This window comes from Sinorhizobium sp. M4_45, assembly GCF_002885915.1.
Taxonomy (GTDB): domain Bacteria; phylum Pseudomonadota; class Alphaproteobacteria; order Rhizobiales; family Rhizobiaceae; genus Sinorhizobium; species Sinorhizobium meliloti_A.
Map to the genome: position 1 here is coordinate 144,280 of NZ_NWVE01000004.1, position 23,032 is coordinate 167,311.

24 protein-coding genes and 1 other RNA gene are annotated in these 23,032 nt (G+C 63.3%); 13 read left to right on the forward strand and 12 right to left on the reverse strand.

What is annotated here, in order from left to right:
- Nucleotides 1-17: 17 nt before the first annotated feature.
- The 6 genes from CN933_RS13680 to CN933_RS13705 form a co-directional block, all read right to left on the reverse strand.
- On the reverse strand, nt 18-554 hold the full coding sequence (locus CN933_RS13680; protein WP_146032666.1) for a hypothetical protein: 537 nt from the start codon (nt 552-554) through the stop codon (nt 18-20).
- Complete coding sequence (locus CN933_RS13685) at nt 493-1,311, reverse strand: helix-turn-helix domain-containing protein (RefSeq protein ID WP_102761786.1); 819 nt, start codon at nt 1,309-1,311, stop codon at nt 493-495. The genes CN933_RS13680 and CN933_RS13685 overlap by 62 nt, the downstream gene beginning before the upstream one ends.
- Nucleotides 1,308-1,652, reverse strand: coding sequence for a helix-turn-helix transcriptional regulator (locus CN933_RS13690; protein ID WP_102761787.1), 345 nt, complete (start codon nt 1,650-1,652; stop codon nt 1,308-1,310). The genes CN933_RS13685 and CN933_RS13690 overlap by 4 nt, the downstream gene beginning before the upstream one ends.
- A gap of 124 nt (nt 1,653-1,776) precedes the next feature.
- Nucleotides 1,777-2,382: a hypothetical protein gene (locus CN933_RS13695; RefSeq protein WP_102761788.1), complete on the reverse strand. Its 606-nt coding sequence runs from the start codon at nt 2,380-2,382 to the stop codon at nt 1,777-1,779.
- Nucleotides 2,382-3,617, reverse strand: a complete 1,236-nt coding sequence (locus CN933_RS13700; RefSeq protein ID WP_102761789.1) for a tyrosine-type recombinase/integrase — start codon at nt 3,615-3,617, stop codon at nt 2,382-2,384. Before CN933_RS13700 ends, CN933_RS13695 begins: the two co-directional genes overlap by 1 nt.
- A 373-nt stretch (nt 3,618-3,990) precedes the next feature.
- A complete protein-coding gene (locus CN933_RS13705) occupies nt 3,991-5,469 on the reverse strand; it encodes an MFS transporter (RefSeq protein WP_018093842.1) in 1,479 nt (492 codons plus the stop codon).
- A gap of 131 nt (nt 5,470-5,600) precedes the next feature.
- Between CN933_RS13705 and CN933_RS13710 the strand changes: the two genes are divergently transcribed.
- The gene (locus CN933_RS13710) at nt 5,601-6,527 is read left to right on the forward strand and encodes a LysR family transcriptional regulator (protein WP_018093843.1); all 927 of its coding nucleotides are present in this window, start codon (nt 5,601-5,603) and stop codon (nt 6,525-6,527) included.
- 13 nt (nt 6,528-6,540) lie between these two features.
- On the opposite strand, the gene CN933_RS13715 is transcribed toward CN933_RS13710, so the two are convergent.
- The gene (locus tag CN933_RS13715) at nt 6,541-6,810 is read right to left on the reverse strand and encodes a BON domain-containing protein (RefSeq protein WP_026168495.1); all 270 of its coding nucleotides are present in this window, start codon (nt 6,808-6,810) and stop codon (nt 6,541-6,543) included.
- Between the two features lie 202 nt (nt 6,811-7,012).
- Here CN933_RS13715 and CN933_RS13720 point away from each other — a divergent pair, with 202 nt between their 5' ends.
- A complete protein-coding gene (locus tag CN933_RS13720) occupies nt 7,013-7,957 on the forward strand; it encodes an AEC family transporter (protein WP_018093845.1) in 945 nt (314 codons plus the stop codon).
- Between the two features lie 30 nt (nt 7,958-7,987).
- Here the strand turns inward: CN933_RS13720 and CN933_RS13725 are convergent, their stop codons facing one another.
- Complete coding sequence (locus CN933_RS13725; RefSeq protein WP_018093846.1) at nt 7,988-9,085, reverse strand: branched-chain amino acid aminotransferase; 1,098 nt, start codon at nt 9,083-9,085, stop codon at nt 7,988-7,990.
- Nucleotides 9,086-9,257: 172 nt separating this feature from the next.
- Nucleotides 9,258-10,004 (reverse strand): c-type cytochrome, encoded by a 747-nt coding sequence (locus CN933_RS13730; RefSeq protein WP_018093847.1) that lies wholly within the window; start codon nt 10,002-10,004, stop codon nt 9,258-9,260.
- 153 nt (nt 10,005-10,157) lie between these two features.
- On the opposite strand from CN933_RS13730, the gene CN933_RS13735 reads away from it, so the two are divergent.
- The 3 genes from CN933_RS13735 (at nt 10,158) to CN933_RS13745 (ending at nt 12,094) form a co-directional block, all read left to right on the forward strand.
- On the forward strand, nt 10,158-10,910 hold the full coding sequence (locus CN933_RS13735) for a 3-deoxy-manno-octulosonate cytidylyltransferase (protein ID WP_018093848.1): 753 nt from the start codon (nt 10,158-10,160) through the stop codon (nt 10,908-10,910).
- Between the two features lie 24 nt (nt 10,911-10,934).
- On the forward strand, nt 10,935-11,789 hold the full coding sequence (locus tag CN933_RS13740; RefSeq protein WP_018093849.1) for a prephenate dehydratase: 855 nt from the start codon (nt 10,935-10,937) through the stop codon (nt 11,787-11,789).
- Nucleotides 11,790-11,956: 167 nt separating this feature from the next.
- Complete coding sequence (locus tag CN933_RS13745) at nt 11,957-12,094, forward strand: DUF1127 domain-containing protein (RefSeq protein WP_018093850.1); 138 nt, start codon at nt 11,957-11,959, stop codon at nt 12,092-12,094.
- A 122-nt stretch (nt 12,095-12,216) separates the two neighbouring features.
- On the opposite strand, the gene nudC is transcribed toward CN933_RS13745, so the two are convergent.
- On the reverse strand, nt 12,217-13,197 hold the full coding sequence (gene nudC / locus CN933_RS13750) for an NAD(+) diphosphatase (RefSeq protein ID WP_018093851.1): 981 nt from the start codon (nt 13,195-13,197) through the stop codon (nt 12,217-12,219).
- Nucleotides 13,198-13,199: 2 nt separating this feature from the next.
- Nucleotides 13,200-13,646, reverse strand: a complete 447-nt coding sequence (locus CN933_RS13755; protein WP_018093852.1) for an HIT domain-containing protein — start codon at nt 13,644-13,646, stop codon at nt 13,200-13,202.
- A gap of 64 nt (nt 13,647-13,710) precedes the next feature.
- On the opposite strand from CN933_RS13755, the gene ffs reads away from it, so the two are divergent.
- The 6 genes from ffs (at nt 13,711) to CN933_RS13785 (ending at nt 18,834) form a co-directional block, all read left to right on the forward strand.
- Nucleotides 13,711-13,808, forward strand: an RNA gene (ffs, locus tag CN933_RS13760) — signal recognition particle sRNA small type.
- A 97-nt stretch (nt 13,809-13,905) separates the two neighbouring features.
- A complete protein-coding gene (locus tag CN933_RS13765) occupies nt 13,906-15,783 on the forward strand; it encodes a DNA polymerase III subunit gamma/tau (RefSeq protein WP_018093853.1) in 1,878 nt (625 codons plus the stop codon).
- A 106-nt stretch (nt 15,784-15,889) separates the two neighbouring features.
- The gene (locus tag CN933_RS13770; protein ID WP_003533413.1) at nt 15,890-16,213 is read left to right on the forward strand and encodes a YbaB/EbfC family nucleoid-associated protein; all 324 of its coding nucleotides are present in this window, start codon (nt 15,890-15,892) and stop codon (nt 16,211-16,213) included.
- 76 nt (nt 16,214-16,289) lie between these two features.
- Nucleotides 16,290-16,901 carry a LysE family translocator gene (locus CN933_RS13775; RefSeq protein ID WP_018093854.1) on the forward strand — a complete coding sequence of 204 codons (612 nt, stop codon included), beginning with the start codon at nt 16,290-16,292 and terminating at the stop codon, nt 16,899-16,901.
- Nucleotides 16,902-16,952: 51 nt separating this feature from the next.
- Nucleotides 16,953-17,558 (forward strand): recombination mediator RecR, encoded by a 606-nt coding sequence (recR, locus tag CN933_RS13780; protein WP_018093855.1) that lies wholly within the window; start codon nt 16,953-16,955, stop codon nt 17,556-17,558.
- 37 nt (nt 17,559-17,595) lie between these two features.
- Nucleotides 17,596-18,834, forward strand: a complete 1,239-nt coding sequence (locus CN933_RS13785) for a lytic murein transglycosylase (RefSeq protein ID WP_018093856.1) — start codon at nt 17,596-17,598, stop codon at nt 18,832-18,834.
- Nucleotides 18,835-18,865: 31 nt separating this feature from the next.
- Here the strand turns inward: CN933_RS13785 and CN933_RS13790 are convergent, their stop codons facing one another.
- Nucleotides 18,866-20,521 (reverse strand): MFS transporter, encoded by a 1,656-nt coding sequence (locus CN933_RS13790; RefSeq protein ID WP_018093857.1) that lies wholly within the window; start codon nt 20,519-20,521, stop codon nt 18,866-18,868.
- 211 nt (nt 20,522-20,732) lie between these two features.
- On the opposite strand from CN933_RS13790, the gene rimP reads away from it, so the two are divergent.
- Complete coding sequence (gene rimP / locus CN933_RS13800) at nt 20,733-21,350, forward strand: ribosome maturation factor RimP (RefSeq protein ID WP_018093858.1); 618 nt, start codon at nt 20,733-20,735, stop codon at nt 21,348-21,350.
- Nucleotides 21,351-21,395: 45 nt separating this feature from the next.
- Nucleotides 21,396-23,027 carry a transcription termination factor NusA gene (nusA, locus tag CN933_RS13805; RefSeq protein ID WP_018093859.1) on the forward strand — a complete coding sequence of 544 codons (1,632 nt, stop codon included), beginning with the start codon at nt 21,396-21,398 and terminating at the stop codon, nt 23,025-23,027.
- Nucleotides 23,028-23,032 lie beyond the last annotated feature (5 nt).

Genomic DNA, 23,032 nt, shown 5'->3' on the forward strand with positions numbered 1-23,032 from the left:
AATGACGCCGGCTCTGCTCATTGCTCAGGCTCCCGTGCCTTGAGCGTTCGGCGCAAGGCGTCGGTGATTTCGATCCGCTCTTGCGAATAATCTGGGATTCGCTGCGGAGGCTTTGGCGACGGCCTCGTTCGCGCTAGACCGGGATAGGTCGCCCGCAGCTTCTGGAAGCCTTCAACGATGCGCGCTCTGCTCGCTTCGTCATGGTTGACGGGAGGGCCTTCCTTCGAGGCGTACCTTCGTGCTTCCTCGGCCGCCCGCCGTTCGCGCTCTCGGAACGGTTCCACCACGCGGTCGATTTCGCCGCGCAATTCGGCCGGTGACGGCATAAACGCATGTCCGAGTGCATTTTGATTGACCCGGCGTTCCGCCTCGAACAATGCCCATTGGCTGACGCCTTCGAGTGCCTGCATGTAGGCGGGCTTCACGAGCCGAAAGTCGCTTGGCGCTCGGCAAGGGTAGGCTGCGAACAGGCGGGTAAGCACGCTAAGCTTGTCAGTGTCGGACGCGAGACGGGACATATTCGGTGGTACCTTCGGCAGGTTCGCCGCTGTCATTGAACAATCCTCCTGACCGTTCGCTCCTGAGGGCCTCAAAGGTGGCCTCTAGAGCCTGATCGGCAATGTGGGTTCTATGCTGCTGATGGTGACGGTGGTCGCCGGTACGGCGTGCGAAATCCGGCACGCGGCGAATCCAATTGCGCCATGCGGCGTTCCAGTCGCGCAGCGGTTTTCCTTTGGCGCGGTAATAGTCGAGGAATATCGCCGCCTGCCGCTCGGCCTCGGCCAAATCAAGCCCAGCGGCCAAAGCGACCCCAAGATCGGGCAAGAAATCGTCGGGAAGGGCCGTGGCACGAGCGCGCGGAGCGCTCTCTTGTTTCAACGTGTTCTTTTCAACGTGTTCCTTACTAGAGGCACCGGAAACTTTCTTCCGGAACTCCCGCGCGGAACTTCCGCTGGTCGCATCGTTTACGGGAAGCCTGCTTCCGCTGCTCGTCTCGTTTGCCGGAACCGGACTTCCGGTGGTCGCATCCTGAAAACGGTACAAATTAGATTTGCCACGGCCCTTTGCCGGCCACCGCTCTTCAATTTCGAGCCAGCCGCAGACGCGGAGACAGACGAGCGCCTTCCGGACCGTGCGATCCGTCACACCTAGATCGGCGGCAATTGTTTCCTGCTTCGGAAAGCAGTCGCCGGTCGCTGAGTCCATGTAGTGGAGCAGACAATAGGCTATGCGAAAGGCGGTCGCCGAGAGGCGGGTATCGACCGACATCTGGTCGAGCAAGTTCATCTTCCAAGAAGCAAAGCCTTTCATGACACACCTCCGGCAGCCTTGCGCCGATCCCGCTCGCCTATTCGAGCTTGAATCCACGCCTCGACCTCGCTCCGAACGAAGGCGACGCGTTTATCGCCGAGCGGAACTGCGGCAGGGAACAGTCCCAACGCGCGCCAGCGGTTGACGGCTGTGCGGCTTAAGCTAGTTAGTCGGCAAACGTCGTTGAGTGAGATCAGGACAGGGGCATCGGAAGGCGGCCCAGTTGGGCGATTAGTCTTGAGGTCGGCCACCTCGCTTCGAAGTTTGGCAAGTTCGCTTTCAAAGCCTAACGTTGCGGCTTTGCGGCGCCGGTCCTCTTCCTTTTCAAGAACTTTTTCCATTCTGCCGCTCCGGTGTTTGGAACGGCAGTTTCAATAAAAGCCGCTCCGGTTAGAACGGCTAGTTAAATATACGCATGAGACCCGGCGGTCGTACCAAATCTGCATTGGGCATGTTTGGTACAGTCTACCGCCTGTTAGAATATTTTTCCCATATCTGCTCAAGCATCCGTTCCGACACATGCTGGCCGATGGCGGCAAGCGTCTTCGACAAGATCGAGCAACCGGACTCGGTCGCATTCGCTTTGCCATGCAGGCCACGATTTCTCGTCGGACTGAAGCCGTATTCCTGTAATCTGTGGATTGCCACACAGTATTGGATATCCCGAGCGAGATTTCGATTTGCACGCGGCTTCGGCAACCTATTTCGCAAAAGTTTGATCACGAATTCGCGAAAGGTATCTGGCAAGGAACATCCTTTCTCCAGAAGCCAGATAGCGATTGCGCTCACTTGGGCATCGGCCTCTTTATCGCCGGCAGCGGCAGCCTCAATCAAGGCCTCCGCCTTCTCAAGATCGAGAAGGCGTCCCCTAACGAAGGCGGTCTCACCGGTATCTGAACGCCGGAGCCACTGCCCCATTCCATCCGGTTCGACGATCCCTGATTGCCGAGCTTTTTCTAAGGGCTGCCTCTCCTGCGACCACTCCCACGCCTCCAGATCGTCCGGCAAATAGCTCTCCAATTGCTGACGGACGAGGTCGATTGCTGCAGCGGTATCAATTGATTGCGTCATTACCTGTGCCGCCCTCCGCCGCTTTTTATCGTCAGCACGTTGTCGCCGCCCTTGACGTTCGAACAATAGGCCGTCCATGCCTCCATCAACTTACGCCTTTTTGCCAACGCCGAGCCCCGCCGATAGGCCGCCTCAACGCCTTGCACGACATGCGCCAGCGCCGCTTCGGCTACATCTCGCGGGAAGCTTGTCGCGTCGCCGCACCAATCACGGAAGCTCGATCTAAAGCCGTGAACCGTATAGGCGCCGGCTTTTAGCCGGCGCATGACCATCGTCATTGCCATGTTGGAGATTGGTTTCTTTGGCACCTGACCGGGAAACACAAATTCGGAAAGCCGCTTCTCGTGAAGTGCCTTCAGAATCGCGATAGCATGGGCGGAAAGTGGCACGATGTGTTCCTTGCCAGCCTTCATCCTCTCGGCCGGGATTGCCCAAGTGGCCGCGTTGAAATCGATTTCCGCCCAACGTGCATTCAGCACTTCGCCGGAACGGGTTGCTGTCAGGATGCACAATTCTAACGCCCGAGCGCCGAGCCCTTCCGCTGTCTTCAGCTTCGCCATGAAGGCGGGCACATCGGCGTAAGGCATTGCTGCGTGGTGGCCGCGTGTCAGTTTTTCCCGCTTGCCGAGAATGTGATCCAGATGGCCCTTCCAGCGGGCGGGGTTCTCGCCCTCGCGTAACTTGAGCGCCTTGGCGTAGTCGAGCACCTTTTCGATTCGACCGCGCAGGCGCGAAGCAGTCTCGTGCTTGTCCTGCCATAGTGGCCTAAGTACGCGCACAACGTCGTCGGTCGAGACATCGGTCACCGGTATCTTGCGGAGCGGCTTCGCATAGACCTCCAAGGTCATCTTCCATTGCGCCCGGTGCTTTTCGTTCCGGAAGGTCTTTTCCTTGGCCGCAATGAGATCGTCGGCGCATTCGCCGAAGGTCTTTGGCTTCACGGCGGCCATTCGCTCCGGCAGTTCCTTGAACGGGTCGCCGCCACGACCAAGGATGCCGCGGATCGTCTCGGCCTTGCCTCTCGCGTCTACGAGGGAGACGTGGCGAGCACCGCTGCCGTAAGAACCGAGCCCGATTTCCCGTCGCCGTTTGTGCCGTATCCAGATGAATACCCAGGATGCGGTGCCGCTCGCCTGGATGTACAGCCACAGCCCGTCGCCGTCGCCGAGCTTTTCGGCTTTCCCGCCTTTGAGTGCGGCCTTGATTCTTGTCTCAGCGAGTTTATGGCGCGCCACTTTCTTTCCTAACCGTTTTCCTAATCGGTCGCTTTGTCAGCAAAGACGACAGCGGACAACATGGTTAAAGATATTGGCGCAACGTTAGGAAAAGGCAAGGGTATGTTGCCAATAAAGATAGCAAAATCAGCAGTTTAGCGGACTCTCTGTCCGCCATCAGCCGCCGATTGTCCTCTACAGCGCGATATTGTCGCCGATGGCCGCATCATCATCAAGCTGCATACGCACATCGCCAACTACTGCCGTTCCTATGCTACAGCCCGACGTCTGCGACGTTCGTGATCGACCGTGTTGTCGGTGACGGACCAGTCGTCGAACGCAGCCGGCAGGGTTCCCGCCACTGACGAAGCAAGATGATGCCGACAGCCGTACCTCACCGATCTTCGTCGCGTAGTGCCGCGCCGGCGGAAGCGCGCATCGAGAGAGCGCGGCTCCGGAGCGCGATGACGAGTGCTGCCATGACCAGGACACCCGCGACTGTGAAAGTGATCCGCATGCCGGCGGCAACGGCCATGGGTGGTGCGGCCGCGATCTCGGGTGCAGCCGATGCGAAGGCGAAGACGACTCCCATGACCGACGCGCCGGTAACGAGCCCGAGATTGCGCGAGAGATTGAGCATACCGGAGACGACGCCGCGCCGGTCCGGGCGGACTTCCACCATCACGGCCGTATTGTTGGCCGCCTGGAACAGCTGGTAACCCGGCGTCAGGATGAGCATGGCGGCCAGGTAGCCGGCGACGCCGAACATCTCCGGAAGCACCGTCAGGGCGAATGAGCCGGCGGCCATTGCGAGGAGACCTGCGACGATCATGAACGGGGCTCCCAGGCGGTCGACGGCACGGCCGGCCGGCAGACCGCTCAGGGCGGAGACGACCGGACCCGCCGACATGACGATCCCGACCAGCGCTTCGCCGAGGCCGAGCGAGCGCGAGAGGTAGAACGGCCCGACCACCAGCGTTGCCATCATCACCGTCGAGACGAGTGCGCTCATGGCAAGCCCCGCACCGAGCACCGGGTCCCGCAGAGCCTCGATCCGGATCAAGGGGGTCGCCGCTCTCCGCTCGGCCAGTACGAAGAGGCCGGCGCCGCCGACGGCGGCGGCCAGGAGAGCCATGTTGAGCGGACCGAATGGATCGCGCCCAACGGTCATGGCGAGTGCATAGGCGGCCAGCGTCAGGCCGAGCAGCACCGTGCCCGGAACGTCGAAGCCTGCTTGCCTGGCCGCGGGCCTTTGGAGATCGGCGGGCAGCGAGCGGTGCGCGAGAAGAAGGGTCAAAGCGCCGAGCGGCACGTTAACGAGGAAGATCGCCTGCCAGCCGAGACCGGCGATGAGGACGCCGCCGAGCGACGGCCCCAGCGCGGTTCCGATCGCAGACATGGTGCCCAGCAGGCCCATGGCGCCACCGGTCTTTTCCTTCGACACGGTCTCTCCGACCAGGGCCGTGGCGAGCGCCATCATGACCGCCGCACCGAGCCCCTGAACCGCCCGGGCGGCAATGAGGAGCTGCAGGCTTGGTGCAGCGCCGCACAAGCCCGAAGCCACGGTAAAGAGCAGGATCCCGGCAAGCAGCAGCCGCCGGCGCCCGACGATGTCGCCGAGCCGGCCGACACCGACGATGAGGGTGGTAATGGCAAGGAGATAGGCAAGGACGACCCATTGGACCTGCTGGAACGAGGCGGAGAACGCCGTGGCGAGGCTCGGCAGGCCGACATTCGCGATGCTGGTGCCGAGCGAGGACAGCAGCATGGAGAGCGAAAGGCTGGCGAGCGCCCATCGGGCCGAGGCGGCTCTGTGCGGATTTGCACCTGCGGCATCATCTGGCGCGGCAACGGCTGGTTTCGGCATGAACATTCCTTCCCTGGACCCTGAAGCGTTCCGAGGAGAAGCTAACCGCTCGACCGTCATGGCGGAACACGCACGATTTGCACTTCATTCGTGCGTTTCACGCCATGTCCGATTGAAATCTGTGCTACTGTCGCCCCATGCCGAAACCCGATCTCAATCTCCTCGTCGTCCTCGACGTGCTGCTCGCAGAAGGCAGCGTCGCGCGCGCTGCCAAGCGGCTGCGCCTGAGCCCCTCGGCAATGAGCCGGGCGCTTCAGCGATTGCGCGAGACGACCGGCGACCCGCTTCTGGTTCGGGCCGGGCGCGGCCTCGTTGCGACGCCGCGTGCGCTCGAGCTGCGCGAGAAGGTCGGCCGGCTGGTGGAGGAGGCGCAATCCGTCCTGCGGCCGCAGGAGAAACTCGACCTGAAACGGCTCGTTCGGACGTTCACGCTGCGCACCAGCGACGGCTTCGTCGAAAACTTCGGGCCGAACCTCCTTGCCCGGCTCGGCGCGGAAGCCCCCGGACTGCGCCTGGCCTTCGTGCAGAAATCGGACAAGGACAGCGGCCCGCTTCGGGACGGGAGCGTCGATCTCGAAACTGGTGTGGTGGGCGAGGCGACAGGGCCGGAGTTGCGGACGCAGTCTCTGTTCCGGGACCGGTTCATCGGCGTCGTGCGCAAGGGCCACGCTTTGAGCGGGGGCGAGGTAACGCCGGCCCGCTACGCAGCCGGCAGGCACATCCTTGTTTCACGGCGGGGGCCGGAGAAGGCGGCTGTCGGCATCGATGATATAATGAGGTCGATCGGATTGGAGCGCGAGGTCGTTACCATTGTGGGCGGTTTTTCGAGCGCCCTGGCGCTGGCTCGCTCCACGGATCTGATCGCCAGCGTTCCTGAGCGCCACACCAGCGCCTTGCGTCAGGGAATGCACAGCTTTGCGCTGCCCTTCTCCCTGCCGCAGATCACGGTTTCGCTGCTCTGGCATCCGCGGCTCGATGCCGATCCGGCGCATCGCTGGCTGCGCGGCTGCATTCGCGAGGTTTGCACCGCGCAAGGCTCAGACATGCCGGCCCTGGCCGGTTGAGAAACGGCGCGCTTCACTTTGTATCTTCGCGCGCCCTTAGTTCGTTCTCCACGCTCGAAACACCGATGACCGAGGCGGCCGCTTCGCCGGCAGAGGCAATGTCCGCTTCGCTTCCAACCGTACCGGAGAGCACGACGATGTTGCCTAAAGCGATCACCTCCATGTCGCTCGTATCGATCGGAGTTGCGTAGCGAAGGAAATGCAGAACTTTCTCCGCCAGATCGTCATCGGTCAGATGAGGATCGTCGTCCTTGTGAGAGTATTTCGGGTATTCGCTCGGCATTTCTGGTCGTTCCCGATCCTTGATCGCAACGCTTGGCAGCCCCGGAATGTTCCGGTCGCGCATGGCCGCGTCCGCGCTGATTCTTCTGTAATTGCTGCATGTTGGCTTGGGTTGGCCTAATCAAGAAGGCCGGCAGCATGCGCGTCCCTTGCCTCCACGGCTCGAACAGGGCTATGGCTTGGAAACCCATCAAGGCTCTTCCATGTCCGACGTCTTCCTGAACGTTCTACCGATTTTCGTCCTGATCCTGACCGGCTGGCTCATCGTCCGGCTCGGCTATCTGAAGCCGGCCGTCGGCGAAGCGCTCGGCGATTTCGTCTTCCGCGTCGCGGTGCCGGTGCTGCTCTTCCGTACCATCGCCGAGGCGGATTTCAAGGAAGGGTCGCCCTGGCCGCTCTGGGTTGCCTATTTCTCCGGCGTCGCGGTGACCTGGACCATCGGCCATCTGGCGGCGACGCTCGGCTTCGGCCGGGACGCACGCATGGGGGTGCTTGCCGGCGTTTCGTCCGCCTTCGCCAATACGGTGTTCATCGGCCTGCCGCTCGTTTCCCGCCTTGTCGGCCAAGACGGTATCGTTGCGCTGTCGATCCTGCTCTCCGTCCATCTGCCGGTCATGATGATTGCCGGAACGGTGATGATGGAGCGCGCGGAACGTCAGACGACCGGCGCACCAGGGCAGGGCATCTGGAAGCTCATGGGCGGAGTTGCCCGCAACCTCGTCCGCAATCCCCTCGTGATCGGCCTTGTCTTCGGCGCTCTGTTCCATCTCCTCGGACAACCGCTCGGCGGACCGGTGAAGATCGTCGTCGACCAGCTTGCGGGCGTGGCAGCGCCTGCGGCGCTCGTCTCGATCGGCATGGCCCTCGACAAGTACGGTCTTGCCGGCAATACCGGGCTCGCGGCCGTGACGAGCACCCTCAAACTCCTGGTGCTGCCCGGCGCCGTCTTCGCCGCCTGCCATCTGTTAGGGCTGAGCGACAGCTGGACCGCGGCGCTGGTGCTGACCTCGTCGGTCCCGACCGGCGTCAACGCCTGGCTGATCGCCAACCACTTCAATGTCGGGCATGCGCTCGCCTCCTCGACCATCACCCTGACCACTGCGCTCGGCGTGGTCAGCGTGTCGGTGTGGGCCTATCTGCTGATGTGACGGGGCGGGATTCCTGACCGAAGGCTGCGCTCAAAACAGCCGGTCGAGCCAGCCATGCGGGTCCGGCGCGCGGCCGTTCTGGATGTCCAGCAAGGCTGCCTTCAGGCGGCCGGCAACCGGACCGGCTCCGCAGTCGCCAATGGTGAAGCTGTGTTCACGGCCCTTGACCTTGCCGATCGGCGTTACGACCGCAGCCGTTCCGCAGGCGAAGGCCTCGGTGAGGCGGCCGCTTTCCGCATCCGCCTGCCATTGATCGATGGCATAGGGCTCTTCACGCACCGTAAGCCCCATATCGCGGGCGAGCGTGATCAGCGAATCGCGCGTGATGCCCGGCAGGATCGTGCCCGTCAGCGGCGGCGTCTGCAGCGAGCCGTCGCGGAAGACGAAGAAGACGTTCATGCCGCCGAGCTCTTCGACGAAGCGGCGCTCGACCGCGTCGAGGAACACCACTTGCTCGCAGCCCTCCTGCATCGCCTCCGCCTGCGCCGCAAGACTCGCGGCATAATTGCCGCCGCATTTGGCCTCGCCGGTGCCGCCGGGCGCTGCCCGGGTGTAATTCTCCGAAACCCATATGGTGACGGCCGGGGCGCCGCCCTTGAAGTAGGAACCGACCGAGGAAGCAACGACGCAGTAGAGGTATTCAGCCGAGGGCTTCACGCCGAGGAGCACTTCCGTCGCGATCATGAACGGCCGGAGATAGAGCGCGGCTCCTTCACCGGCGGGAATCCAGTCGCGGTCGATACGAACCAGTTCGCGCACGGATTGGACGAACAGCTCCTCCGGCAGCGGCGCCATTGCGAGCCGAAGCGCGGAATTGCGAAAACGGCGCGCATTGGCGTCGGGGCGAAACAGCGTGGCGCCTCCGTCGGGAAGGCGATACGCCTTCATCCCCTCGAAGATCTCCTGGGCATAATGCAGCACGAGTGTCGACGGATCGAGATCGAACGCCTTTCGCGCGCCGATCTTCGCATCGTGCCAGCCGCGGCCCTCGGAATAGCGGATCGTCGCCATGTGATCGGTAAACACGCGCCCGAAGCCCGGATTGGCAAGCAGCGCATCGCGCTCGCCGGTCGCCATTCTGGTCGGGTTCTGCTCGAACAGGAAAGTCTGCTCACCGCTACCGGTCATCTGTCGTCTGCTCCTTCGTTCCGAGCGGTTGCTGTCGCTCGCGTTGCATATGTCGAATGGTGAAGGCCATTCTATATCATGATGCGGCCAGGCTCATCACATCTGCGGGATGTGAAAAAACCCGATCGACCGACCGGGTTTTTCAGGAAGTCTGGCCGTGTGCTGACCGCAGTCAGTTTGCCGGAGCCGGCGCCGGAGCGCCGGTCTGACCTGCCGGAGCTGCTCCGCCTTCAGCGGGAGCAGGGGCCGGGCTGGCTTCAGTGGCTGCGGGAGCCGCACCGCCCTCGGCAGGAGCCGGAGCTTCAGCGGCGGGAGCCTGTCCCTCCTGACCTGCAGCGGGTGCTGCCTCGGTGGAGCCTGCCGCGGCGGCGTCCGGCAGCGGGGCCGGGCTGTCGGCCTTTTCACGCAGCCATGCGATCAGGTTGGCGCGCTCGTCGGTCTTCTTGAGGCCCGCGAAGCCCATGGCCGTGCCCGGCACGTGCTTCTTCGGCGCTTCGAGGAAGTAGCTCAGATGATCGTAGTCCCACACGACCTTGCCGCCTTCGGAAAAGGTCTGCATGCCCGCGGAATAGCTGAAGCCCTCATGCGAGGCGATCGGGCGGTTGACGACGCCCCAGAGGTTCGGGCCGACCTTGTTCGGTCCGCCCTTCTCGATGGTGTGACAGCTTGCGCATTTCTTGAACACGGCCTCGCCGGCGGAGGCATCGGCGCTGGCGAGCAGTGGCCCGATCGGTTCGGACTTCGCTTCCTCGCCGCCGGCAGCACCCGCTTCGCCTGCCGTTTCCTCGGCGACGATGGCGAAACCTTCCTTCTCGGGAGCTTCGGAATGGAAAATGCCTTCCGACGCAATGGATACGGACATCAGAACGAAGACCGTACCCAACAAGGCACCCACACCCATGTTCACATATGGATTCATCTGCAAACGCTCCCTTAGCCACCGGCAAACAAAAAACCGGCCCATCTTGAAATCGCGCGGAACCTATGTCTTTTGGCTCTGCGTTGCAACAGAGATTATCAACCCCGGAGTGAGACGTTTTGACACTTTTTCCGGGTTTTCGAAGGCCGAACGATGAATCGTGAACAATCGGGCAAAACCCTCGTACTCATTCCGGCGCGCATGGCGTCGACTCGCCTTCCCGGCAAGCCGCTTGCCGACATTTGCGGCCTGCCGATGATCGTGCAGGTGGCAAGGCGGGCGGCGGAGGCCGAGGTCGGGCGGATCGTGGTGGCAGTCGATCATCCCGATGTCTTCGCGGCCGTGACCGGCGCCGGCTTCGAAGCGATCATGACGCGCGTCGATCACCAGTCCGGCTCCGACCGGATCCACGAGGCCCTTCTGAAGGCCGATCCGCATGGCGAAGCGGAAATCGTCATCAACGTTCAGGGCGATCTTCCGACCATCGAGCCCGGTCCCATTCGTGCGGCGCTGAAGCCGCTGGAAAATGCCTCGACCGACATCGCCACGCTGACCGTGGCGATCACCGACGAACACGAAAAGACCAATCCCAACGTCGTCAAGGTCGTCGGCTCGCCGCTTTCCGAAAGCCGCTTTCGCGCGCTCTATTTCACCCGCGCCACCGCACCCTACGGCGAAGGCCCCCTCTATCACCACATCGGGCTTTACGCCTATCGTCGCAAGGCGCTGGAAAGCTTCGTTTCGCTGAAGCCGTCGACGCTCGAGAAACGCGAATCGCTGGAGCAGTTGCGGGCGCTCGAAGCGGGCATGCGCATCGATGTCGAGATCGTGGACTCCGTGCCGCTCGGGGTCGACACGCCGGCCGATCTCGACAAGGCCCGCCGCATCCTTTCCGCCCGCGTCTGACATTCCGACATCAAGGGGACCAAAGTGACCGCCAAGACCAACCGGATTTCATTCCAGGGCGACTACGGCGCCAATTCCGACATGGCCTGCCGCGACATGTTCCCGTCGATGGAGCCGCTGCCGTGCCAGACCTTCGAGGACGCTTTCCTGGCGGTTGAAAACGGCGAGGCCGATCTCGCCATGATCCCGATCGAAAACACGATCGCCGGACGCGTCGCCGACATCCATCACCTCCTGCCGGAATCGCGCCTGCATATCGTCGGCGAATATTTCATGCCGATTCGCTTCCAGCTGATGGTGCTGCCCGGCGTCGGGCGCGACGAGATCCGCACCGTGCACAGCCATATCCACGCGCTCGGCCAGTGTCGCAAGATCGTGCGTGCCAACGGGTGGAAGCCGGTGGTCGCGGGCGATACGGCCGGCGCCGCCAAGCTCGTCAAGGAAGTGGGCGACCGCTCGATGGCGGCGCTTGCTCCGCGCCTTGCCGCCGACCTCTACGGCCTCGACATCATCGCCGAGAACGTCGAGGACACCGACAGCAACGTCACGCGCTTCGTCGTGCTGTCCAGAGAGGAGAGCAGGGTTGACCGCACCTCGAAGGACGAACTGATCATCACGACCTTCGTCTTCAACGTGCGCAATATCCCGGCGGCGCTCTACAAGGCGATGGGCGGTTTCGCGACGAACGGCATCAACATGACCAAGCTCGAGAGCTACCAGCTCGGCGGCAAGTTCGTGGCGACCCAGTTCTATGCGGACATCGAGGGGCATCCCGACGATACAGGCGTGCGCCACGCGATGGACGAGCTGCGCTTCTTCTCGGAAAATGTGCGCATCCTCGGCACCTATCCGGCGCATCCGATGCGCGGCGTGCTCTGACCATGCGGTGCGGCTTCGGCCGACCCGCTTCACCCCGGACGCACGAGAAAACGGCAAAACTCGTTAACCGGCCACGCGTCCAGTGCATGCCTAATTTGCAATCATGGAACTACTTAAATCTTAGGCAAATGCCTATTTAGCTCTCGTACAAAGAAGGAGCTAAAAAGATGAAAATCCGTCAGAAGATTACGGAATACGTGAAGATGCGCCGTGCGGTCCGCGAGCTGAACGCTCTCGACGATCACGCCCTGAGCGATATCGGTATTTCCCGTTCCCAGATTCAGGCAGCCGTTTTCGGCCGTTAATACCGGGATGACCCCGCGCCGCATTTGACCGCGCGACATCCGAAGTCTTCCACACCCCGCCTCCGTGCGGGGTGTGAGCGTTTTATACGCACGTTTGCTTACGGGCGTTCAAACATGGCACCTCAGCTGCGCTCGGGCCAGGCGAGCCAGTCGCGCATGAGCTGGTGCGCAATGGCGCCCTTCGGCGGCGGAATGTGTTCGTCTCCGGTGTCGGCGACGCCCGTGGCGCGCTCCAGCATCGCCTCGGTTTCCGCCCGCGTGAACCAGCGGACGTCTTCCAGTTCCTGTTCGTCGCGCTTGATGGCGGTCGACTTCGCTTCCGCATAGCAGCCGATCATCAGCGAATGGGGGAGCGGCCAGGGCTGCGAAGCATGATAGCGCACGCGGCCGATCCGGATGCCGGACTCCTCGAGCGTTTCCCGCCGCACCGCGTTTTCGATCGTCTCGCCCGGCTCGACGAAACCGGCGAGGCAGGAATACATGCCCGGCGTAAAATGCGGGCTGCGGCCGAGCAGGCATTGATCGCGCTCGACATCGATCGTCAGCATGATAACGACCGGATCGGTACGCGGGAAGACCATGTGCCCGCAGGCCGTACAGATGCGCCTATAGCCGCCGGCCGCACCGTCCATCGGGCCGCCGCAGCGGCCGCAGAACCGGTTGCCGGCGTTCCAGACGATCAGGCTCGACGCCTGCGCAAACTGCCCCAGCAGGTTTTCCGGCAGCATCTGCTGGCGATAGAGCATGCGGGCATCGGCGATCTTGAAGGGCTCCGGCACCGTCTCCTCCGTCAGCCCCGAAGGCACGGCAAGACGCGGCTCGCCGTTCGGCAGAAAGCCGAGCAGGACCGCATCGTCCATGGTCGGCTCGAGCCCCGCCAGTTCATAGGGCGCGAAGAGCGGATCGATGACCTTCTCGTCGTGCTTGACGATCAGCTTCGCCCCGGAAAAAGCCAGGAAATGCGCGCCGGGATGCTTGAGCGCCGCCTCGATGCAGTCGTCGGGGCGATGCTCGGACCGGCGGTCCAGGTGGTTCTCCGCGAAGGCGACGAGCGTGCTCGGCTCGGGGTGCGGGCTGTGAAGATCGAAGATCGTTTTCGTCATGCTCAGAGATTTTCCATGATGCGTGCTGCGAATGCCCTGTGCTCCTCCTCCGGCCACGGCTCGGCCTTGCCGAAGCCCCAGACCGGGCCCGGCCAGTTCGGATCGCCTTCACGACGGGCGATGATATGCACGTGAAGCTGCCGGACGATGTTGCCGAGCGCGCCGATATTGATCTTTTCGGCACCGGTCGCCTTCTTCAGGCCTGCCGCTACCATATTGGTCTCGAAGGTGAGCATCGCCTGGTCGAGCGGCGTCAGTTCGAAGACTTCCGTTATGTCGGCGCGCTGGGGTACGAGGATCAGCCAGGGCCAGCGCCGATCGTTCATCAGCCGCATCTGGCACAGCCCGAGCGTGCCGATCGGTATGCCGTCGCGCTCAAGTCGCTCGTCAAGCGTGAAGGTCGTCAAGAAACTCTCCTCGGCATCAAACGGATTCGCTTTGTTTTGCATATCGATACCAGTTTTTTGAAGGCTTGGCTTGCATTTGCTGCGGATATTGCCGATATGAAAGCCGGGAGGTTGGTGGTGGACGAGCCACTCGCCAACCGGGTCAGGTCCGGAAGGAAGCAGCCCTAACGAGCCCAGGCACGGGTCATCGTGCCAGCCTCCCACCTTCTCCGTCCTGTCGGGACACCACCTTCTTCGTCCCTGTCGGGGCACCACTTTCTTTGTCCCTGTCGGGACAAGAGTTCGAACAGCGGCAGGGTCGATGAGCGACGAAGCGCCCACTTCATCCCCGATTTTACCCGTCGAGAAACCGGCCGCCTACCGTGTTCTGGCGCGCAAATACCGCCCCAAGGACTTCTCCGACCTGATGGTCGGCCAGGAGCCGATGGTGCGCACGCTCACCAACGCCTTCGAAACCGGCCGCATCGCCCAGGCCTATATGCTGACCGGCGTTCGCGGCGTCGGCAAGACGACGACGGCGCGAATCCTGGCACGGGCGCTGAACTACAAGACCGCCGAGATCGACAAGCCCACCATCGACCTTCGCGTCCCCGGCGAACATTGCCAGGCGATCATGGACGGCCGCCATGTCGACGTGATCGAGATGGACGCCGCCTCGCATACCGGGATCGACGACATCCGTGAGATCATCGAGCAGGTACGCTATCGGCCGGTTTCCGCGCGCTACAAGGTCTATATCATCGACGAAGTGCACATGCTCTCGACGCAGGCCTTCAATGGCTTGCTGAAGACGCTCGAGGAGCCGCCGGAGCATGTGAAGTTCATTTTCGCGACGACCGAAATCCGCAAGGTTCCGATTACCGTCCTGTCGCGCTGCCAGCGCTTCGATCTCCGGCGCATCAGCGCTTCCGATCTGGTCGGCCTCTTCTCCACCATTCTCGGCAAGGAGGGAGTGCCCTTCGATCCGGAGGCGCTGGCGATGGTGGCGCGGGCAGCGGAAGGCTCGGCGCGCGACGGCCTGTCGCTGCTCGATCAGGCGATCGCCCATGGCGGCGGTTCGGTCGAGATCGAAACCGTGCGTTCGATGCTCGGCCTTGCCGACCGGGCGCGGATCGTCGACCTGTTCGAGCATGTCATCAAGGGCGACGTCGCCGCTGCGCTTGGCGAGTTCGCTGCGCAATACGAAGCCGGCGCCAATCCGACCGTGGTTCTCACCGACCTTGCCGACTTCACCCACCTCGTGACAAGGCTGAAATATGTGCCGGACGCGGTCAACGACCAGTCGCTGAGCGAGATCGAGCGCACGCGCGGGGCCGAATTCGCCGGCAGCGTTGCCGTGACGACGCTGTCGCGCATCTGGCAGATGCTGCTCAAGGGCATTCCCGAGGCGGAGAGCTCGGCGCGCCCCGCAGGTGCTGCCGAGATGGTGCTGATCAGGCTCGCCCATGCCGCCCATCTGCCTTCGCCCGAAGAGGCCGCGCGGCGGCTTCTCGATCTTTCGGGTGGCGAAGGCGGTGGGCGCCCGGCCCCGAACGGCGGTGGTGGCGGCGGCGGTGCGCAGGCGCCTGCAGGCACGCCCGTCGAGGCTCGCGCCGTGGAGACGGCAGTTTCGCGTCCAAGCGGCAATGGCGCGACCATGCTGCGCGCCGTGCCGAGCTCCGCGCCCCAGCCGATCGGTATCGGCCGCATCGAAGAGCGCACGGTGGCGAGCGCCGCTCCTAAACCCGAACCGAAGGTTGCTGTCAGTTCCATCGGCGACATCGCCGATCTCTGCGCCAAGAACCGCGACATCAAGCTGAAGACGATGGTGCGCGGTTTCCTGAGGCTCGTGCATATCGAACCCGGCCGGCTCGACGTCAATCTGCCCGACGACGCACCGAAGACGCTGCTGAACGAACTCGCAGTCAAGCTCAAGGAATGGACGGGTATCCACTGGGTCGTCAGCTACAGCCGGGAGCAGGGCGAACCGACGCTGGTCGAGGCCGAGCAGCGCGCGCAGGAGCAGCGCGTCAACGATGCGCGCCAGGACCCGGACGTCGCTGCCATTCTTGCGCGCTTTCCAGGCGCCAGGATCACCGACGTGCGCATCCGCGCGGCAGTAGATGAGGTCGAGAGCCTCGCTCCGGCCGCGGCCGAATCCGAGGACGGCGACATCGTCCCGGGCGACGACATCGAGTAGCCGCGTCGCACAGGCGCGGCGCTTCAGAGTATTTCCAGGAAAAGCGTGTAACGGTTTTCGTCCGGAAGTGCGTAGGCCAAAGAATACCAGAGAACAGGAGACGACGATGCGCGACATCATGGGCATGATGGGCAAGGTCAAGGAAATGCAGGCCAAGATGGAGAAGATGCAGGCGGAGATCGCCGCGCTCGAAATCGACGGCACCTCCGGCGGCGGGCTCGTCACCGTCCGTCTCGACGGCAAGGGCCACATGAAAAGCCTTAAGGTCGATCCCTCGCTCTTCAAGGAAGACGATGTCGAGATCCTCGAAGATCTGATCGTCGCGGCCCATAAGGATGCCAAGGACAAAGCCGAGGCGGTGCAGGCGGAAAAAACCCGCGAACTGACCGCCGGTCTGCCGATCCCCCCGGGCATGAAGCTGCCGTTCTGATCCTCGGCCCCGCAGAGGCTGGCGCCAGCCGAGATGCGTGCTATCTTGCGGACCGTTTTCCGGAGGAGGGAGTGACATGACCGTCGCAACGCTGCTCGTCTTTGCCGGGGCGCTGCTGATTGCCGCCGGGTCGCCGGGGCCGAGCATTGCCGCGCTCGTCGCCCGGGTGCTGTCCAAGGGCGCCCGCGACGTCTTGCCGTTCCTCGCGGCCATGTGGATCGGTGAGGCGATCTGGCTCTCCTTTGCGGTTGCCGGTCTCGCGGCGATCGCCGAGACGTTCCATTGGATGTTCGTCGCGATCAAATGGGCGGGCGTCGCCTATCTCCTCTTTCTCGCCTGGAAGATGTGGTCGGCCGAGCCGCAAACGCCCGGCGAAAGCCTGCCGGAGGCGCGATCTGCATCGAAGATGTTCTTCGCCGGGCTGACGATCACGCTCGGCAATCCCAAGATCATGATGTTCTATGTGGCGCTGCTGCCCTCGATCATTGATCTCGGCTCCGTCACCCTCGTCGGCTGGGCCGAACTGGTCGCGACCATGTTCGTAGTCCTCGTCGCGATCGATGTCGCCTGGGTGCTTATGGCCGCAAAGGCGCGGCAGTTCCTCAAGAGCCGCCGGGCGGTAAGGATCGTGAGCCGTGCCAGCGCAGGCACGATGGCAGGCGCGGCGGTGGCCATCGCCACGCGCTGAAGCGCTACGATTCCGATTGGCGGCGATAGACGGTTGGTCTAAAAGCCGGGCATGGCAAAGCGAGTCACCGGCCCCGAAATCGAAAAGCTCATCCAGCTCCTGGCGAAGGTCCCGGGCCTCGGGCCTCGTTCCGCCCGCCGCGCGGCGCTGCATCTCGTCAAGAAGAAGGAACAGTTGCTCGGCCCCCTTGCCGAGGCCATGGGCGAGGCCCATCGCAAGGTCAAGATCTGCTCCTGCTGCGGCAATGTCGACACTATCGACCCCTGCACCGTCTGCACCGACGAACAGCGCGACCAGGCGGTGATCATCGTGGTCGAAGACGTCGCCGATCTCTGGGCGCTGGAGCGCGCCGGCGCCATGAACGCCGCCTATCACGTGCTCGGCGGCACGCTGTCGCCGCTCGACGGCATCGGGCCGGAGGATCTGAACATCAGGGGCCTCATCGACCGCGTCGCCAAGGGCGACGTGCGCGAGCTGATCATCGCTGTCAACGCGACCGTCGAGGGCCAGACGACGGCGCATTACATCACCGATCGACTCGAGGGCATGCCGGTGAGGATCACGCGCCTCGCCCATGGCGTGCCCGTCGGCGGCGAGCTCGACTATCTCGACGAGGGAACGCTGGCCGCCGCGCTCCGGGCGAGAACGGTGATTTGAGCACTCGCCTCCGCAGCTTCAGTTTCAAGGAAAAGAAATGCTGAGATTCCTTTCCATTCTGCTCCTGACCTGCCTGTCTTTCGCTACCTTCTCCTTCGCCGCTTCCAAGGCCGACGTCGAAGCGCAGTTCCGGCAGTGGCTTCGAAACGATCTCTGGCCGGAGGCGCAGAAGGCCGGCGTATCGAATGCGGCCTTCGAAGCAGCCTTCGAGGGCGTCCGGCTCGACTGGGACCTGCCCGACCTCGCGCCGCCCGGCTTTCCCAAACCGAAGCAGCGCAAGCAGAGCCAGGCCGAATTTTCCTCTCCCGGATCCTATTTCTCGGAAAAGCGCCTGCAGGGTCTTGCCGCGACGGGCCGCAGCCTCGCCTCCGCCCACGCCTCGACCTTGAAGCGGATCGAGAGGACCTATGGTGTTCCCGGTCCGATCGTCCTTGCCATATGGGGCAAGGAATCCGGCTTCGGCCGGGCGAAGATCCCGCATCCGATCATGGATGTGCTGGCGACCAAGGCTTTCATGTCGACGCGGCCCGAGCTCTTCCGGCGCGAACTGATCGCGGCGTTGCATATTCTCGACAGCGGTGACGTCAAGGAGGCGCAGATGCGCGGCTCCTGGGCAGGTGCCATGGGCCAGCCGCAGTTCCTGCCTTCGAGCTTTCTGAAATATGCCGTCGATTTCGACGGGGACGGACGCCGCGACATCTGGAATTCCGTGCCGGACAGCCTCGCCTCGATTGCCAATTATCTGGCGCAGAAGGGTTGGCAGAGCGGGCGCGACTGGGGCTTCGAGGTCGCGATCCCCTCGGGCGTCTCCTGCGCCCAGGAAGGCCCTGACCTTGCCCGCCCGATCGCCGAATGGGCCGGCATGGGGATCGGCCGCATTTCCGGCAAGGCCTTCCCGGCGGCAGAACGTGCCGCGGCAGGCATGATGCTCGTCCCGGCGGGGACCCATGGACCGCAATTCATCGTCACGCCGAATTTCTACGTGATCAAGGAATACAATAATTCCGATCTCTACGCGCTGTACATCGGCAATCTGGCCGATCGCATCGCTTCCGGCGGCGGTGCCTTCCGCGGCAGATGGGGCGATGTCGGCGGCATGTTGCGATCCGATGTGCTCGCGATGCAGAAGGCGCTGGTCGCGAAAGGCTACGACGTCGGCAAGGCCGACGGGCTGCCGGGCTACAAGACGCGCCGCTCGCTCGGCGACTGGCAGGCGAAGAGCGGCCTCGAGCCGACATGCTTTCCCGATGTTTCGCTGAAAGCAAAGCTTCGGTGAGTGACGTGGGGGATGGGCGGCTCCGCCCTCCTCAATGCATCTCGACGGATCGCTTGTAGCGCTCGTAGTGATCGGGAACGATCGTCTGGCGCTCGATCATGCGATGGACACGCGGCGGGTTCGGGCCGCGATGGAACGCGGTCAGCTTGTCGCCGACGGCGGCGTCGGCCTGGGTGCGCCGCTGATTGTGACGGACATATTCGACCCATGTCGGCACATGATAGGTCTCGGTCCAGGTGGTCGGGTTTTCGAGGTCGCGCATCAGCGCCCAGTGGCCGGCTCCGTCGCGGATGCGGATACGCCTCCGCTCCGCCATCGTTTTCAGGAACTCGGGGATGTCCTCATCGGCGATTTCGTAGTCGATCATGACGACGATGGGGCCGCTGCGCGGCTTCAGGTCGAGCTCGAGCAGCGGCTCGTTGAAGCGGTTGAGCGGGTCGAGATTGAGCGACTTGAACTCCGGCAGGGCGAAGCGCAGTCCGATTGCCGCTCCCGCGAGCATCAGCAGACAGGAGCCGATGAGTGCGTTGGCCGCGCCGTATTGTTCGGCAGTGACGCCCCAGAGCCAGCTGCCGCCGGCAATCCCGCCGAAGGTCATGGTCTGGTAGAGCGAAAGCGCCCGGCCGACGACCCAGCGCGGCGTGGAGAGCTGCACCGTCGTGTTGAAGAGCGACAGCGCCAGCACCCAGCAGGCACCGGACACGGCGAGCACGAGGCAGGTCAGCCAGGCCTGCGAGCTGATGGCCGTGACCAGGGCGCTGAAGGCGAAGCCGGCGAAGGCATAGCGCACGATCGCCTCGCTGGTGAGGAATTCCCTCAGCCTTGCACTCAGGAGCGCGCCGCCGATCGCGCCGACGCCGAAGGCGCCCAGCATGACGCCGTAGGTGAGCGGGCCGCCGCCGACGAGGTCGCGTGCCACCAGCGGCAGCAGTGCAAGTATGGCGCTCGCCGAAAGGCCGAAGGCGAAGCCGCGCACGAGCACCTTGCCGATATTGGGCGACATCGCCACGTAGCGCAGCCCCGCAGAAACCGCGCGTCCGAGCGTCTCGCGCGGCAGCCGGTTTTCGGGAGCGACCGGTTTCCATCGGGCGAGCGCGAAGAGAATCGCGAAATAGCTGAGCGTGTTGGCGGCAAAGGCAGCCGCCGCACCCGCGGCCGCCACGATGGCGCCGCCGATCGCCGGACCGACGCTGCGGGTAAGATTGAATCCCATGCTGTTCAGCGCGACTGCAGCCGGCAGGTCGTCGCGCGGAACCATGTCGCCGACCGAGGCTTGCCAGGACGGGTTGTTGAGAGCCGTGCCGCAGCCGAGAAGAAAGGTGAAGATGAGCAGTAGCCACGGCGTAACGATACCGTAATAGGCGCAGACGGTGAGCAGCGCCGAGACGGCGAGCATGAAGCTCTGCGCGACGAGCATGATCCGCCGCCGGTCGAAATTGTCGGCAAGTGCGCCGGAAACCAGCGAGAAGAGCATGATCGGAAGCGAGGTCGAGGCCTGCACCAGCGCCACCATGTTCACCGATTGCGAAATGGACGTCATGAGCCAGGCCGCACCCACGGCCTGGATCAGCCCGCCGAAATTGGAGGCAAGGCTCGCGATCCAGATGGTGCGGAAGATGTCGTGCCTGAAGGGCGCCAACGGCGATATGCGGTTCGTCACCTCTGATCTCTTTCGGTTGCTCGTCATGTGGATTGCTTCGTTATAAACCTCGCAACGCGATGCGCCAGACGCTGAAACTTGCGTTCGGGCCGAAAGGTCCGACCCGGCGCCTGCGCGACCCTTGCAATTTACGGCAATGAAGCGTATATGAGCCTCAAATTCTTGATCGGTTAGATGAAGAGTGGGGCCGTGAGGACCCGCTCTTTTTTATTAGCCGGTCCGACGAGGAGAGGATCGTTTGTCCGATACGACAACGGCTGAAAATACGAATGAACCCCGGCTGATTACCGAAACCGGCCTCGACCGGCGTGTTGCCGACATCATCGAGCCGGTGCTCGTGGATATGGGTTTCCGCCTGGTGCGCGTGCGTATGTCCGGTCAGAACGGCCTGACGCTGCAGGTCATGACCGAACGCAACGACGGCACCATGACCGTCGAGGATTGCGAGGAGGTCTCCAAAGCGATCTCGCCGGTTCTCGATGTGGAAGATCCGATCGACAAGGCGTATCATCTCGAAGTGTCGTCCCCGGGGATCGATCGCCCCATGGTGCGCAGGTCCGACTTCATCCGCTGGCAGGGCCATCTGGTGAAGTGCGAGACGTCGGTCATGGTCGACGGGCGCAAGCGCTTTCGCGGCAAGATCGTTTCGGTGGACGAGGATGGCTTCCGGCTCGAGCGCGACCAGCCCGCCTATGGCGAAGAGGCGGCAGTCTCGATCCCGTTCACGGCGCTTTCGGAGGCGCGACTGATCCTGACGGACGAGCTCATCCGCGACGCGCTGACGGCCGACAAGAAAGCCAAGGCCGCGCGCGCCGCCAACGAAAACTTCGAAGACGAAGACACAGACAACGAATAAGGCTGGGTGCGCTTTCGATGCGCCTGCAACAGACGGAGACAAGACATGGCAGTCAGTGCTAACCGGCTCGAACTTCTGCAGATCGCAGATGCTGTGGCACGCGAAAAGGTCATCGACCGTGAGATCGTTCTGGCCGCGATGGCGGACGCGATCCAGAAGGCGGCTCGTTCGCGCTACGGTTCGGAATCCAACATCCGCGCCGACATCAATCCGAAGACCGGTGAAATCCGTCTCCAGCGTCTCCTGGAAGTGGTCGAAAAGGCCGAGGACTATTCGACCCAGATCCCGATCGAGCTCGCCCGCGACCGCAATCCCGATGCAAAGCTCGGCGATTTCATCGCCGATCCGCTGCCGCCCATGGACTTCGGCCGCATCGCCGCCCAGTCCGCCAAGCAGGTGATCGTGCAGAAGGTGCGCGAAGCCGAGCGCGATCGTCAGTACGAAGAGTTCAAGGATCGTGTCGGCGAGATCGTCAACGGCACCGTCAAGCGCGTCGAATACGGCAACGTCATCGTCGATCTCGGCCGTGGCGAGGGCATCATCCGCCGCGACGAGATGATCCCGCGTGAGAACATGCGCTATGGCGACCGCGTCCGCGCCTTCGTCTACGACGTCCGCCGCGAGCAGCGCGGACCGCAGATCTTCCTGTCGCGCACGCATCCGCAGTTCATGGTGAAGCTCTTCACCATGGAGGTGCCGGAAATCTATGACGGTATCATCCACATCAAGTCGGTCGCCCGCGACCCGGGCTCCCGCGCCAAGATCGCCGTCGTCTCCAACGATTCGTCGATCGATCCGGTCGGCGCCTGCGTCGGTATGCGCGGCTCGCGCGTGCAGGCCGTGGTCGGCGAGCTTCAGGGCGAGAAGATCGATATCATTCCCTGGTCGCCGGATCCGGCTTCCTTCATCGTCAATGCGCTGCAGCCGGCGGAAGTGGCCAAGGTGGTTCTCGACGAGGACGCGGAACGCATCGAGGTCGTGGTTCCGGACGAGCAGCTTTCGCTCGCGATCGGCCGCCGCGGCCAGAACGTGCGCCTTGCCTCGCAGCTGACCGGCTGGGACATCGATATCCTCACCGAGCAGGAGGAAAGCGAGCGTCGCCAGAAGGAATTCAACGAGCGCACGCAGCTCTTCATGGATGCGCTGGACGTCGACGAGATGGTCGGTCAGGTGCTCGCCTCCGAGGGCTTCGCCCAGGTCGAAGAGCTCGCCTATGTCGAACTCGACGAAATCTCCTCCATCGAGGGCTTCGACGAGGATACGGCAAACGAGCTCCAGACCCGCGCCCGCGAATATCTCGAAAAGATCGAGGCGGAAATGGATGCCAAGCGCAAGGAGCTCGGCGTTTCCGACGAGCTGCGGACGATCGATGGCCTCAACAGCCAGATGCTGGTCGCTCTCGGCGAGGAAGGCATCAAGACGATCGAGGACTTTGCCGGCTGCGCCGCCGACGACCTCGTGGGCTGGACCGAGCGCAAGGATGGCGAGACCAAGCGTTTCGAGGGCATCTTCTCGAAGTTCGAAGTCACCCGGGAAGAGGCCGAAACGATGATCGTGCAGGCTCGTCTGGCCGCCGGCTGGATCACCGAAGAGGATCTGGTCAAGCAGCAGGAGGAGGAGGAGCAGGAGCAGGATGAGACGATCGAGGTCGCCGAAGGCGCGGATCAGGACGCCTGATCGCG

Coding starts and splice junctions, on each gene's coding strand:
- CN933_RS13680 (WP_146032666.1), bottom strand. CDS start 554: ATGACAGCGGCGAACCTGCCGAAGGTACCACCGAATATGTCCCGTCTC.
- CN933_RS13685 (WP_102761786.1), bottom strand. CDS start 1,311: ATGAAAGGCTTTGCTTCTTGGAAGATGAACTTGCTCGACCAGATGTCG.
- CN933_RS13690 (WP_102761787.1), bottom strand. CDS start 1,652: ATGGAAAAAGTTCTTGAAAAGGAAGAGGACCGGCGCCGCAAAGCCGCA.
- CN933_RS13695 (WP_102761788.1), bottom strand. CDS start 2,382: ATGACGCAATCAATTGATACCGCTGCAGCAATCGACCTCGTCCGTCAG.
- CN933_RS13705 (WP_018093842.1), bottom strand. CDS start 5,469: ATGTTCATGCCGAAACCAGCCGTTGCCGCGCCAGATGATGCCGCAGGT.
- CN933_RS13710 (WP_018093843.1), top strand. CDS start 5,601: ATGCCGAAACCCGATCTCAATCTCCTCGTCGTCCTCGACGTGCTGCTC.
- CN933_RS13715 (WP_026168495.1), bottom strand. CDS start 6,810: ATGCCGAGCGAATACCCGAAATACTCTCACAAGGACGACGATCCTCAT.
- CN933_RS13720 (WP_018093845.1), top strand. CDS start 7,013: ATGTCCGACGTCTTCCTGAACGTTCTACCGATTTTCGTCCTGATCCTG.
- CN933_RS13725 (WP_018093846.1), bottom strand. CDS start 9,085: ATGACCGGTAGCGGTGAGCAGACTTTCCTGTTCGAGCAGAACCCGACC.
- CN933_RS13730 (WP_018093847.1), bottom strand. CDS start 10,004: ATGAATCCATATGTGAACATGGGTGTGGGTGCCTTGTTGGGTACGGTC.
- CN933_RS13735 (WP_018093848.1), top strand. CDS start 10,158: ATGAATCGTGAACAATCGGGCAAAACCCTCGTACTCATTCCGGCGCGC.
- CN933_RS13745 (WP_018093850.1), top strand. CDS start 11,957: ATGAAAATCCGTCAGAAGATTACGGAATACGTGAAGATGCGCCGTGCG.
- nudC (WP_018093851.1), bottom strand. CDS start 13,197: ATGACGAAAACGATCTTCGATCTTCACAGCCCGCACCCCGAGCCGAGC.
- CN933_RS13755 (WP_018093852.1), bottom strand. CDS start 13,646: ATGCAAAACAAAGCGAATCCGTTTGATGCCGAGGAGAGTTTCTTGACG.
- CN933_RS13765 (WP_018093853.1), top strand. CDS start 13,906: ATGAGCGACGAAGCGCCCACTTCATCCCCGATTTTACCCGTCGAGAAA.
- CN933_RS13770 (WP_003533413.1), top strand. CDS start 15,890: ATGCGCGACATCATGGGCATGATGGGCAAGGTCAAGGAAATGCAGGCC.
- CN933_RS13775 (WP_018093854.1), top strand. CDS start 16,290: ATGACCGTCGCAACGCTGCTCGTCTTTGCCGGGGCGCTGCTGATTGCC.
- recR (WP_018093855.1), top strand. CDS start 16,953: ATGGCAAAGCGAGTCACCGGCCCCGAAATCGAAAAGCTCATCCAGCTC.
- CN933_RS13785 (WP_018093856.1), top strand. CDS start 17,596: ATGCTGAGATTCCTTTCCATTCTGCTCCTGACCTGCCTGTCTTTCGCT.
- CN933_RS13790 (WP_018093857.1), bottom strand. CDS start 20,521: ATGACGAGCAACCGAAAGAGATCAGAGGTGACGAACCGCATATCGCCG.
- nusA (WP_018093859.1), top strand. CDS start 21,396: ATGGCAGTCAGTGCTAACCGGCTCGAACTTCTGCAGATCGCAGATGCT.